Annotated in this window: 11 protein-coding genes and 1 pseudogene; 6 read left to right on the top strand and 6 right to left on the bottom strand. The window is 60.3% G+C overall.

The features are described 5' to 3' along the window. The 5 genes from NZ746_13050 to NZ746_13030 all read left to right on the top strand — a co-directional run. The coding region (locus tag NZ746_13050) for a nitrite reductase (GenBank protein ID MCS6818282.1) at nucleotides 1–477 on the top strand (477 nt) is incomplete at its 5' end. 246 nt (nucleotides 478–723) lie between these two features. Continuing rightward, entirely contained in the window at nucleotides 724–1,527 is an 804-nt protein-coding gene (gene cobA, locus NZ746_13045) for a uroporphyrinogen-III C-methyltransferase (GenBank protein ID MCS6818281.1), read from the top strand. After that, nucleotides 1,524–2,189 carry a bifunctional precorrin-2 dehydrogenase/sirohydrochlorin ferrochelatase gene (locus NZ746_13040; GenBank protein ID MCS6818280.1) on the top strand — a complete coding sequence of 222 codons (666 nt, stop codon included), beginning with the start codon at nucleotides 1,524–1,526 and terminating at the stop codon, nucleotides 2,187–2,189. Before cobA ends, NZ746_13040 begins: the two co-directional genes overlap by 4 nt. Before the next feature lie 14 nt (nucleotides 2,190–2,203). Further along, nucleotides 2,204–3,037, top strand: a complete 834-nt coding sequence (locus NZ746_13035; GenBank protein MCS6818279.1) for a phosphoadenylyl-sulfate reductase — start codon at nucleotides 2,204–2,206, stop codon at nucleotides 3,035–3,037. Between the two features lie 62 nt (nucleotides 3,038–3,099). Continuing rightward, nucleotides 3,100–3,930, top strand: a complete 831-nt coding sequence (locus NZ746_13030) for a sulfite exporter TauE/SafE family protein (protein MCS6818278.1) — start codon at nucleotides 3,100–3,102, stop codon at nucleotides 3,928–3,930. Between the two features lie 7 nt (nucleotides 3,931–3,937). Here the strand turns inward: NZ746_13030 and NZ746_13025 are convergent, their stop codons facing one another. Next, on the bottom strand, nucleotides 3,938–5,866 hold the full coding sequence (locus NZ746_13025; GenBank protein MCS6818277.1) for a hypothetical protein: 1,929 nt from the start codon (nucleotides 5,864–5,866) through the stop codon (nucleotides 3,938–3,940). Between the two features lie 147 nt (nucleotides 5,867–6,013). Between NZ746_13025 and NZ746_13020 the strand changes: the two genes are divergently transcribed. After that, nucleotides 6,014–6,691: a diphthine--ammonia ligase gene (locus NZ746_13020; protein ID MCS6818276.1), complete on the top strand. Its 678-nt coding sequence runs from the start codon at nucleotides 6,014–6,016 to the stop codon at nucleotides 6,689–6,691. Nucleotides 6,692–6,969: 278 nt separating this feature from the next. On the opposite strand, the gene NZ746_13015 is transcribed toward NZ746_13020, so the two are convergent. The 5 genes and pseudogenes from NZ746_13015 to NZ746_12995 form a co-directional block, all read right to left on the bottom strand. Beyond that, nucleotides 6,970–8,520 (bottom strand): carboxypeptidase regulatory-like domain-containing protein, encoded by a 1,551-nt coding sequence (locus NZ746_13015; GenBank protein ID MCS6818275.1) that lies wholly within the window; start codon nucleotides 8,518–8,520, stop codon nucleotides 6,970–6,972. 311 nt (nucleotides 8,521–8,831) lie between these two features. After that, nucleotides 8,832–9,809: a hypothetical protein gene (locus tag NZ746_13010; protein MCS6818274.1), complete on the bottom strand. Its 978-nt coding sequence runs from the start codon at nucleotides 9,807–9,809 to the stop codon at nucleotides 8,832–8,834. 181 nt (nucleotides 9,810–9,990) lie between these two features. Beyond that, a pseudogene (locus NZ746_13005) lies at nucleotides 9,991–10,452 on the bottom strand (DsbA family protein). Nucleotides 10,453–10,470: 18 nt separating this feature from the next. Continuing rightward, entirely contained in the window at nucleotides 10,471–10,788 is a 318-nt protein-coding gene (locus tag NZ746_13000) for a hypothetical protein (protein ID MCS6818273.1), read from the bottom strand. A 305-nt stretch (nucleotides 10,789–11,093) separates the two neighbouring features. Further along, nucleotides 11,094–12,473: a hypothetical protein gene (locus tag NZ746_12995; protein ID MCS6818272.1), complete on the bottom strand. Its 1,380-nt coding sequence runs from the start codon at nucleotides 12,471–12,473 to the stop codon at nucleotides 11,094–11,096. Between the last annotated feature and the right edge of the window lie 293 nt (nucleotides 12,474–12,766).

Raw genomic sequence — 12,766 nt, 5'->3', positions numbered from 1 at the left:
ACGGGGACGGAGTTTTGCAAATTGGCGATCGCCGAGACGAAGTCGTTCGCGCGATGGCTCGTGGAAGAGTTGGAGCGGCGACTGCCGGGATTCGCCGAACCGCTCAAGATCAACGTCAACGGATGTCCGAACTCGTGCGGGCAACATTGGATCGCCGACATCGGACTGCAGGGATGCAAGATGAAGATCGAGGGGGAACACGTGGATGCGTTCGACATCCTGCTGGGAGGAGCTGTCGGTCGGGGCGCGACGTTCACGCGGCGCATCGGGCTCAAAGTTCCGGCTGCCAGGGTCCCAGACGTCCTCGAGCGTCTGCTGCGCGAATACGTGAGCCGTCGGCGACCAGGTGAGCGATTTCACGAATTCTGCTGGCGCCATAGCGAAGCGGAACTGCGCGCGATGCTCATGGCAAAAGACACAGAGGCCATGGAGGCTCCACCGTGGCCGGGGTCACCCCCACATGGCGTGGAAGGATGATGATGACTGGACATCTGCGGATCGCATTCGCTGGGCTTGCGGGCGCGAAGGGCGGGATGTGTTCGTGTCCCGGCATGGGCATGTGTCCTGGTGCGCCGGTGGCGGGCCCTCGCGACGATCGCAAGATGTGAGGGCGAGGCGAGCACTCGAAGCGAGGCCCGCTCTCGGGATCCCCGAAGCGGGCCTTTTCATTCGGATGGAGAAGGGAGGCGCATGGACGACATTGCGAGGAGGCGAGGGGAGCATATGGGCGAAGCGCATCATCCGGGGAAAGTGTATCTCGTAGGAGCGGGACCTGGAGACCCGGGATTGCTGACAGTGCGGGGGGCCGAGGTGCTGAGCCTTTGCCACGTCGTGGTATACGATGCGCTCGTGAATGAAGAGCTGCTCAGCTATGCGCCGGCTGAGGCCGAGCGCATTTTCGTCGGGGAGGCGCACACCGCGCATCGTCTGACGCAAGAGGAGATCCTTCGCTTGATGATTGATCGAGCTCGACGTGGGCTTCGAGTCGTGCGGCTGAAAGGGGGCGATCCATGCATCTTCGGACGAGGGGGGGAAGAAGCGATGGCGCTTCGAGAGGCGGGCATCCCGTTTGAGATTGTGCCCGGAGTCTCGGCCGGACATGCGGCTGCGGCGTATGCGGGGATTCCGCTCACGCATCGCGGTCTCGCTTCGAGCGTAGCGTTTGTGACCGGGCACGAATGCGCGGAGTCGCCGCGACCCGTGCGATGGGACGCCGTGGCGCACGCTGTTGATACGCTTGTGATCTTCATGGGAGTGCGTCAATTGCCGCGAATCGTCGAGCGGCTGCTTCAAGCGGGACGCGCGCCGAAGACGCCGATCGCCGTCATCGAGCGAGGGACCTACCCGGACCAGCGAGTGCGCGTCGCTACCTTGGAGACGATCTTCGCCCGCATGGCGGAAGAACCCATTCGTTCTCCCGCCTTGATCGTCGTGGGAGATGTCGTCGCGCTGCGCGAGGATTTGGCGTGGTTCGAAAAAGCTGAGACCTTCGCTGCAACCGCTGCCGTGAAAGGGAGAGAGGCATGACGTACTATCCGGTCTTCCTCGATCTGCGGGATCGCGAGGTCGTGGTCATCGGCGGGGGGACCATCGCTGAGCGAAAGGTGCGAGAGCTTCTTGATGCCGGCGCGCGCGTGCGCGTGATCGGCCAAACGCTCACGCCTGCGCTCGAAGCGTTGGTCGAGAGCGGACAGATCGCGTTCCGCTGTGGGGAATTCGAGGAGGCCGATCTAGAGGAAGCATGGTTAGTCCTGAGCACTACCGATGACGCTGCGGTGAATCGGCGGATCGCCGAAGCGGCCGCTCGTCGTCGGCTCTTCTGCAATGTCGCCGATGCTCCGGCGCTGTGCTCATTCCTCGCTCCTGCCGTTGTCCGACGCGGGGATATCGCGATTGCCATTTCGACGAGTGGGAAGAGCCCGGCTCTGGCTGTTCATCTCAAGCAGAAAATCGCTTCGATCATCGGTTCAGAATATGGCGCTTTGGCGCAGCTCCTCGGTCGAATGCGTCCGTTTGTGCGCGAGCGCATTCCCGATCCGAAGCAGCGAGCGGAGGTTTTTCGCTGCCTCATCGAGGCACAGACGTTGGAGCTGCTGCGCGCCGGAGAACAAGCCGCCGCTGAAGAGCACGCCCGCGCACTCGTCGAGCGTTGGGCGCACAGAGACCCTGGCATGGAAGAAACATCATGAGGAGGTGAGGCCGCATGAGTGAATCGCCCGTTCATCAGAAGATCGAGTTCTCTCCGTCCGCCGGTGTTCGAGGGGCGCGCGAATTATCTCCGGAGGAGATCGCTCGCCTCAATGAGGAATTCGCTGAGAAGTCGGCCGAGGCGCTCTTGGAATGGGCGCTCGAGCGTTTCCATCCACGGATCGCCCTGGCCGCGAGTTTCGGAGCTGAGGATGTCGTGCTCATTGATATGCTCTGGCGGTTACAACCGCGCGCGCGCATCTTCACGCTCGATACCTGGCGTCTGCCGACGGAGACGTACGACGTCATAGACCGAATTCGCGAGCGCTATGGGATCGAAGTGGAGATCTACACGCCGGATCCCACGGAGGTCGCCGAGATGGTGCGCGCCCACGGCTATAACCTGATGTATCGTTCGGTCGAGCTGCGAAAGCTGTGCTGTCGCGTTCGGAAGGTGAAGCCGCTTGAGCGAGCGCTCGCGGGATTGGACGCCTGGATCACTGGGCTGCGCCGAGAGCAAGCTGTGACGCGCGCGCAGATCGCTAAGATCGAGCGGGATGTCCTACATGGCGATCGCCTCAAACTCAATCCGCTGGCGGATTGGTCGTGGGAGCGCGTATGGGCGTACATTCGGCGCCACGACGTGCCGTATAATGTGCTGCATGATCGCGGGTATCCTTCGATCGGTTGCGCGCCGTGCACGCGCGCCGTTCAACCGGGCGAAGATCCACGCGCGGGGCGATGGTGGTGGGAGCGAAATCCCGCCCTTCAGGAATGCGGGTTGCACGTCGCCGCTGATCCCGCGCGCGTGGGCCTCGTGCTTTCGTCAGGTGAGGGGACGAATCCGTGAGGCGTATCGTCCACTGAGAGAGCGTTCGCAGGGGATCGAGGACCAATAGTGGAGGAGCGAGGATGCCGGTCGAGCTTTGGACGTTGGCATTTCTAGCGGGACTCGTCGCGCAGTTCGTGGACGTGATGACGGGAATGGGCTTTGGCGCCATCGCGAGCAGTTTCATGCTCGCGGCGGGGCTTCCTCCTCTTCTCGTCGTCGCGACGGTGAATCTGGTGAAGGTCGGGAACGGACTCATGGCCGGGCTCGCTCATTGGGGATTCGGCAATGTGCGTCGAGATTGGGTGATCCCGCTCTCGATCTCTGGCGTGGTCGGCGCACTCGCTGGAGCAGTGCTCATCACCCGATTGTCAGAGGAGATCATCCGCCTCTGGGTCTCGGTGGCGTTGCTTCTGCTCGGCGGATCGCTTCTCTTTCGCTTCTTCTTCACGCGGGAGGAACCTCTGGTCCAAGGGATCTTCTCCCGACGCGATCTGGGATCGAGTGCAAAGACTCCGGACGATCCCGCGAGGGGGGCAAACGCTGGGAATACTCTGCTACTTGTCGGCATCGGATTCGTGGCCGGCTTCTTCAACGCGGTGAGCGGAGCGTATGGACCGGTGGTGACGACGCTCTTGATGCTCACGCGAGGGGGACATCCGCGCTACGCCGTCGGGACCGTGAGTCTCGCTGAGCTATTTGTCGCCGGTGCGAGCACGATCGGGTTGTTGCGCGCGCTGGGGACCTCCAACTTCCCGCTCTGGCTTCCGATCGCCGTGATGGCCGGTGGGATCGTCGCTGCTCCCTGCGGGGCGTATCTCTGTCGCCACCTCCCTGGACGAACGCTGGAAGGCCTCATCGGCCTGACCGTCATGAGTCTGAACCTGTGGAACGTGCTGCGCGCTTTCGGATGACGGCGGCTTACTCGGATCGTCTCTTGGCGAGCTTAGCCAGTTTTTCCTTGAGGAGTTCGAGATGGCGGCGAGCGTAGGCGATCTGGGCGATCAGACGCAGCGATGGATTCTCCAAGCCCGAGAGGAGCAGGAGCGTGCGCGCCGGATCGGCGGTCGTGAGCGCTGCGATGACGCGCTCAAACATGCGCGCGATGTCCCGTTCGGTGACGCCAATGACCAAGCCCATGTTCCTGACGTTGAATTGAAAGCTGACGCCCAACCTCTCCGTGAGTGCGTCCGGCTGATTGAGCGGGCCAATGGCTTGCGCGAATGCCTCGAACGCGCGATCCGCCTCCAGCGGAAGGAAGGCTTCGGCGATCAAGACGAGCGCGCGCGCTTTCTCGATGGAAGCGGGCAAGCGCCGGATTCGAGCCTCGGCTTCTTGAAGCATAGCGAGCGCAGCATCTCTCTCCTTTTGTGCCTCGAGCTTTTGAGCGATTCGACCAAACACATAGGCGAGCCTCTCCGGATTTCTCAGCTCCAAGGCACTGCGACGAGCAGTCTCGATCTCTCCTCCTGCGAGCGCGTGCTCGGCCCATCGGTAATGGACATAATCGGAGACCTCTGCGCGTAGCGCCAAGTCGCTGAGACGGGGGAGAAGATCCGCCGCGGTCTCAAAATTGTTGGCGGAAATGGCCGCGGAAATCGCTTGGAAGAGAAGCGCATCTCGCTCCTCGGCATCTTTCGTGCGCTCCGCCTGTCGAAGCAGATCGGCGAGCCGTTCCTCTGGGCTGAGCGCTCGTTTCGCTTCGGTGGTTTCAACCTCGGTTTGTTCCCGAGCAGGGAGTTTGAGCGCGAGCTGGTTCAACAGTCCATCAACCAGCGCCGTGCGGTCAGGAAGGTATTGTTGGACGTGTGGTCGAATAACCGTGAGGAGGTGATAGAGATCGCGCGGATTCGTGAACCAGTCCGTCTGAGCGAGTCCAGGGGCCAACATCGGGTTCAACGCAATTTGGACGTGCTGAGCGAGAGCTTCGGTGAGAATGCTCAGATATCGCGCTGCGTTGATCGGATTCACCGGCGGCGGCTCCGAGCCCGCGCTGAAGCGCATGGGGAGTCTCCAATCCTGGGCGACGTAGGAACCCAGTGGGATCAGCTCGTATAGGAGGGCTGGAGTGTTTCGGGTCGTCGTTCGGAGCGCTTGAGCGAAGAGCTGATCAGCTAATGCAGCATCCTTGGAGCGAAGTCGCATGAGGAACATGACGAAGGGTTGGGTGACTCCTTCGCTCAACGCGGCAGCAGCGGCTTCGGCAGCGTTCCTCGGGTCTTTCTCAAGCCACAGATTGGCGAGGTCAATGAGCGCGCGAGCGCGTTCGGAGCCCGTGGCTTGTCGCATCCGGCGAACTTCTGGATCCTCCTCCCGCTTGGGCTCGCCCGTCTCGCTCTTTTCGACCTCCAAGCTCTTGGCCAGCTCCGTCGCCAAAGTGGGATCAAGCTTGCTCACTTTCGCGAGGATTTCTCGGCGCAGCTCATCCGGAGCGCGCGTGCTGCCGATCCAGGCGCGTGCGCCTTTGGGTCGCTCTGGAACCGGAACCCGGTGGGTTTCCTCGAAAGCCGCACGAAAGAGTTGGCGGGCTAACGGCTGATCCTGCTCCCATAAGGCTTCGGCGATCGCCGCATAGCTGCGGATGCGCACGACGGGATCAGGGATGTCTTGGGCCAAGTCATGCGCCTGTCGGAGAAGCTGTATGGCCTGTTGCCTCTCTCGCTCTAAAGCCTCTCGCTCTTCATCCTGCTCGGTGCGTGACGGTTGAGCGCCGACCTTCTCTTGCTCTCTCGTGGAGGGAGAAGCGATGCTCCGTCCCAGAGGGGACGGAACCTCGGCGCCAATGAGAAGAAGCGCGAGGAGCCCAATAGATATGCCTTTCGGCAATCGGCGAAATCCGTTGTTGGTCATGGCCCGTGCCCTCCTTGCGGAAATTCGCGCCATCCATGTCATCATTCACGCGGGGCTATTCCCTCGGTTCCACAAATTCCCTCGTTCTCGGCTGTGGAGTATACTCCTGCGTGATTCGCGAGGCGAGAAGAATGGAGGACTCGGACGATGAAGGAGAAGGTGCTCGTCTCCTGGAGCGGAGGCAAGGATAGCGCGATGGCTCTGTGGGAGGTTCAAAAAGCAGGGACGTATGAGATCTTGACCCTGCTCACGACAGTGACCGAAGCCTATGATCGCGTGAGCATGCACGGGGTTCGTCGGACGCTCCTGGCTGCGCAAGCGCGCGCTCTCGGCCTGCCGTTGCAAGAGGTCTTTCTCTCTCCGGAAGCGAGCAATGCCGAATATGAGGCTCGGATGGAAGAGGTGCTTCTGGCGTATCAGGAGCTGGGCGTGCGCACCGTCCTCTTCGGCGATATTTTCCTCGAGGAGATACGGCAGTATCGCGAGCGGAATCTCGCGCGGATCGGAATGCGGGGGCTCTTCCCTCTCTGGAAGCGCGACACGCGCGAGCTTGTCCGCGCTTTTTTAGCCGCCGGATTTCGAGCCATCATCGTCTGCGTGGATTTGAAGGTCTTGGATGCATCGTTCGCCGGACGCATGGTAGACGAGCAGTTTTTGAACGACCTCCCTGCGTCCGTTGATCCCTGCGGGGAGAACGGCGAGTTTCATTCCTTCGTCTTCGACGGGCCGATCTTTCAAAGGCCCGTGCCTTTCACCAAAGGCGAGATCGTCACGCGCGGAGAGTTCTGCTTTTGCGATCTCCTTCCAAGCCCTTCCTCAATGTGATCCTGCAATCACCCGGGATTGAGGCTTCGGGAGGTCGAAAAGTTTTGAATCGGCCCTTGGATCCCTTCGGGCGTATTCGCTGCGATACGACCCTTGGCCATTTCCCGCCGTAGCTGAAAGAGGACTTCTCACGCGGTGCCTATGGGATGCATGTGAAGCGAGCTGCAAGCCGAAGGACAGAGGGATCCCTTTGCTCTGGAGCGACGAGCTGCTCTCTCGAATGGGGAAAATCCTCCGCGCGCCATGAGGGCGCACGGAGGATTCTCAAGCCTCACGCTCTATTGCCGATTTCCGAAATCCCGATGGAGGGCGGACTGTTTCGGCCGCAAATCAACGTGGTGAATCCCCGGCGGAGGCGGAGCCGTTTGTCGCCAATTCGGCTGGAGGATTTCAGAGACTCTGTATCGCCCGGGCGGCAACCGATGGAAGCAGTAAGCGCCGTTTTCATCTGTGACGGTCGTTCGCACGACCGTCCCCTGATCGTCCCGCAGAACGATCGTCCATCCAGCGAGCAACTGTTCTCCGGCGTCCATCACTCCATTGCCGTTGTTATCCCGGAAATTCACGCCGCAGATCGCTCCGCCCTCGCAGCAGAGATCGCTTCCGGCTGTGACATCGCCCGTGAGATTGAAACCGGCTTGGGGGCCAAGAGGAAAGCCTGTCGGCCCACCGGTGACGACGACTTGCACGCAGTTGAGGCCCGCGCGAAAGTCCGAGGCCGTGATCGTCAGCGGATTCGGCTGCGCGTACGAACGCGAAGGCGTCACGCCGATTAGGTTTCCGTTCAGGAACGCCATGGCCTCATCGGCTGCCCAGAGCGTGAGTCTCATATTCGCTTTGGGAAGGTCGTCCGCGTCCAGGCAGAAGCAGCGTTGGAATACGTATTGCCCCGTCCGACGAACCCGACCAAGCTGATCGGCGGAGATCCATTCTGAGCGCGGCTGTTTTCTCGTCGCCGGATTAGCGATCACCGTAGCCGGACGTGGTTCTGATGTGTTCGGATCCGGATCCTCGATGACCACCCACCAGCCATCCGGGTCGCTCAGAGCGATTGTAGACGAGAGGCGTGGGTCCCATCCGGTGTTGAGGATCTCTGACTGATCGTCACATTCCTTCGGCTGTGCAACGTCCTCTGCTCGCATGTTCGGGAACCGACACATGATGCAGTCGTAGCGCTGGATCTCTTGGAGGTATTCGCACGTGAATGGGCAACTTCCGGCCTGTTGGCCGCAATCCACCGCTTTCGGATAGCCGGAAACTGAGACAGGAGTGTATTTGGTGCACGAGGCTGCTCCCGCCACCCAGCCGGATAGTACGGTCTCTGAGAGAGTGTAGGTCCCGGGAGCGAGATTGAAGAGGCAAAAGCCCCCACTGTTGTCTGTCTTAATCGTCACCGAGTTGCCTTGATTATCCGTGATAGTGATCGGCCAGTTGGAAAGCGCAGGCTCATTGGGATCGCACTTGCCGTTCCCATTCAAATCCCGACACTTCTTCCCGCACAACAGACAACCCGTCGGACAGGTGAGATTCACGACGGTGGAGCAGGTTGCTTCATGAGGCCCGCAGGGAACTGGTCCGTATCCGACTTTCCATCCAATCGTGAGTGTGCCGCCAGAGGTGCCGCCAAAGTTAAGGCAGAATCGTCCAATGGTCGTCGTACCCGTGGGGATGAAGGAACCCGAATAGGTCAGTGTGATCGGCCCGGGCCCGGGAACGGTTCCTGCAGAGAGAGCCCAGTTAGGGGCTGGATTCACCTGGATGAAGGGCTGATTCGCCATGAGCGTGAGGTCAGACTTGAGGCAGGTGGAAGAGGGAAGTGTATTGTCCACTTTCAGCTCCCAGCAGCATGCTGGACCTGTTTGTTGCAATGAGAACTGAACGCTCGGGGAGAATGCTCCACAGTCGTCTTGGCCTCGAGGCGCTGCCCGAGCTACGCGTGTCGTCACTTCCGGTTGAAGGCGTAGACCGGGCAAGATCAGGAGAGAAAGCGTGCCCGCGATGGCGAGCACAGTGAACGCGGCTCGCTTAGCACGCACCCTTCGATTCCTGATGAGGCGTTCCTCCTCGTTCTTTAATCAATTAGGCCCCTTTCCCGCCGAAAAGGCAGATCCCCAACGCGCATATTGGCGAAGCCGCTCGGTCAGAAACAGAACCCGACAGAGACGTAAGGCGGCAGCGGATGGAAGGGATGACACAGGAAGCCGATGCATGTCAGTAAGAGCACGAACGGGGGCGATGGAATGAACGTGAGGCTGAAGCTGATCGTCGGCCCCACGCAGCCGGTGAATGCCATGGGCTCCACAGGTTCTTCAGAGGTCGTCGCTTGACACGTTGAAGTCGCCGTGAGTGTGAGGGCTTCCGATGTCGCTGCTGATGGGCCGGCTACGGGCTCGATTTGAGCATCCATCTGAGCTCGGACAATTCCTGTGACATCGCGGAAGTTGATTTTCCTGGTCGCAAAGTCCACGTCGATCTTGTAGCTCCCCGGAGGCAGCAGTGCGTTCCCTATGGTCATTGGGCTTCCTAGCTCCATGACGCCAAGCGTCGGTCCAGAGCTGGTCGCCGGGGCCATGGCTATCGGCACATTGCCGATCTGAAAGAGCTTCCCTTGGGACGGATCCACAGGGACGCCGAGCCGACTGGCTGTGCCCGAGAGCAAGCTGCGCACCTGTCCGAAAACGGTCCCCGCTTCCCCTTCCAGGCCGCTAGTAAGCAGCACACGCAGACACAGTTGCTCCCGAGGTTCCCCGACCGAGATGGGGACGAACGCGGTGGTGAACGTTTGCGCTCCTCGTCGCCAACTGACGGTCAGGTCATTCGGAGTGACCGTCGCGAAGATGGGGAATTGGGAGACGGGAAATTGAAACGTCGTCGTCTGCCCAGTCCTCAGCGAGCGGGGACCAGCCTGCGTCGCCACCGGTATTCCATTCAAGGTGAGCGTCACGCTCAGAATCTCGATCGTCTCAGGCGCGACGGACGATCCGCAGATGTTCATGATCGTCACTGAGAAGCCTTGCTGGGCTCCGGGGACTTGAGCCCACAGGATCGAGCGACCGGGAAGCCAGATCACGAGGCACAGCATGAGAAAAATGGGAGCGAGCCAACGTTGTCTCTTCATAACTCCACCCCTCCTTGCATTTCATTGTGACTTTTGTGGCCAGAGTATGCCCGGGTCAGGGAGCGATGTCAAGCACGAATTTCCACCCTATTCAAGGGCTTTCGAACGTGCATGCTCTTCAAAAAGAGAGCTGGACATCTCCGGACATCGCTTCCGAGAAGCGTTCGCGCACAAGATCGCGTCACTGCCGGGGCGCAGCGAGGAGGCTCTCGATGGCCTCCTTAAAGGCCGCGTAGGGCTGAGCACCGACGATCGTCCTTTGAACCTTTACCCGCGTGCCATCTGGCTCTAAAAGCCCTAAGAAGAAGGTCGGCGTCCCGCGAATCCCTGCTCGCCGTCCTTCCTCCAGATCGCGGCGGATCGCCTCAGCGTATCGCCCCTCTTGCAAACACTGTTGGAACTTCGGGAGATCGAGGCTGAGCGCTTGAGCATACCGCGTGAGGGCCTCGATCTCCAGCGCCCCTTGGTTCTGGAAGAGCTGCCCGTGCATTTCCCAGAACTTCCCCTGCTCGCCAGCGCATCGAGCCGCTTCGGCCGCTTTGAAAGCATGCCGGTGCATGGGCAAGGGGAAGTCGCGCACCACGTATCGAATCTTCCCCATCTGGATGTATTCCCGCTCCAGTTGAGGCAACGTCTCCCGGACGTGCCGCGCACAGAACGGTCATTGGTAGTCGGAGAACTCGATGAGAATCAGCCGAGCCGTCTTCTCCCCCTTCCATGCCGCGCCGTCCAGGTTGAGCACGATCTCGCGGGGCTCGGCCGCTCGTGGGGCTAGCAGCGCGGTCAGAAGGTCTTTCAGCTCCTGAAGCTGCTTCTCGATCCGCGCTTGTCCAGCCTTGAGCGCCTCGATCTCTCTTCTGAGCGCCTGAAGTTCCGACTCACCCTGTGGCTGTTGCCAGGAGAAGCTTGGCTGAAAAGAAACGAGGAGCAAGACGACTGAGGCGATTCCCAGGATCGTCTTCCGATGTGCGAAGCTCACGCGTGCCTCCTTTCGGCATCCTATTTTCGCACCTTGCCGGTGAGAAGAGAAGGCCAAATCACTCCCTGGGATAATCTCGCGGCGTTCCGAGCATCTGCCCGGAATACCTGTGGAAGCACGTGATAAGATCTCGCCTCCGCATGCCTTATCGAGCAACTGATACCGCCGATGGTTCACAAAGCCTCGGGCAGAGAGGGCGCAGGGCCTTGAACCGAGAAGCTCTCCGCGATCCTCTTGATTGCGAGGGGACAGCGGGCGGCTCCTCAAGGGCCATCCCGTAACGGATTTCGTTGGGCGGAAATCGCTCATTTTTGTCCACACCGACAGCCACACCCTCCGCAGTCTTTCTGTTTAATTGTGATCCCGACAGGCGTGACCAGGGTGGGCGAGACATCATCCGGCTCGATGCTGGTGAGCAAAGTCGGGAGCGGAGAAGCTGGTGGTCCTCCTGAAAGAGAGACTTCGGCCACTTGCGTGTAGGATTCCCCATCGGGAGATCGTGAGGTCGCCAGCCACTGGCCGTTTTCATCTCGCCGGATGCGATAGAGCCAGAACTTCCCCAGCCCAAAAGTGAGGATCGTCTCGCGCCCTCTGGCCAAGTCTTCTATGCTCGCGCGCTCCATCCCGTTGATGTATGTCCACGCGACGATCCCATCCTGATCACTGGCCACGGCAACCGTCCAAGCGGCATCCGCTCGTATGAGCGTTGCTCCCGCGGCGATCGCGTCCCGCGCCGCACTCAAAAGGGTATTGGCTGCTCTCACAATAGCCTGACCTGCCGATGGCAGAGGCATTGCATCCGCTCCACCGGTGCCAATGGGCAGCTCGATCTGCGCATCCACCTGAACGGTTCTGTCTTTCTTATGCCAGTCAATGATGAGAGTCGGGGGAATGAGTTTGCCCTTCGCCGTGAGCTGGTAGCGTGGCTTCTGGGCCTCATCCTCGGTCGGGCGAACACTCACCTCCATAGGCGTCTGCAGAAGTATGCGGCCACCCAAGTCCTTAAACTGTGCCCACCATGATCCGGCAGGTGGATCACGAAAGACCCTAATGACGTAAAATCCCGAGGGCAGGGCCGAGCCCACTGGCAGCCAGAGAAAGACGAGCAGAATATCTACTCCTTGCGACAGCCGCTCCAGCGGGAGATCTCCCGCATCCCTAATCATCGCATTAACGACAAGCGGGGGATTTCCGTTGAAAGCGAAAGCGAAGTTATCAGTTTGCACCAAAGCTCCTGCTTGCCTTCCTATGGCTTGAAGCGCGCTAGCGACTTCAGACCGGAACGTTTCGTTCGCCCTTTGCAACCGTTCTGCCGGCGTCTCCACTGTGAACGCGAGTGGGCACGTGAGTTCAACCGGTAGTCCTTCCCTCGGCCGTATCGAGATCCGCAAATTACGCGCTCCCGGCGAAGCATCCTGGAAGATCGTGATCGTCCCGGTGTAGGTGACTTGCTGCGTCAGAGGGAGAAAAGTGGTCTGAAGCAGAGCAATCTCCACACCGCCAGGCGAGAGCGTCATGCTCGTCGCCGCTAACATCTGCTGCGGCGTCATCGTTGCCATGAGCTGGGAGAGCGCTATGTGAGGACCCAAGGTGATTGTCGCCGATAGGGTCGTCGCTTGCATGCCGCTGTTAGGCACAACGCTGCATGAAACCGACCCTTGAGCGGCTGCGTGTCCCCCCGCCATCGAAGGGCCTCCTGCAACATCAAGAGGCCACACTCCATGCGGGAGAAGTGCCAGAACCAGCAAGAGGCTCGCAGTCATTACGCCAATTGCCGATCCATCACCCAGGAGGCGAGAAAATCTCCCGAATACTTTGGGCGTCGGAATACGCGCGATCGTTCGCATCAGGCGACGCAAAAGCGTTCTGTTAAGCTCCATGTTCTTCCATCTCCGAACGGATGTTAATGATGCCGCTCATGCTTCCATTCTCTAACAATGTGGCGGGGATGATACCGAATTGAGGGGGCGATTTCAAC

The organism is Blastocatellia bacterium (genome assembly GCA_025055075.1).
GTDB lineage: Bacteria > Acidobacteriota > Blastocatellia > HR10 > HR10 > HR10.
Note: the sequence above shows the minus strand (reverse complement) of the source record. Positions and strands in the feature narration are given on the sequence as shown.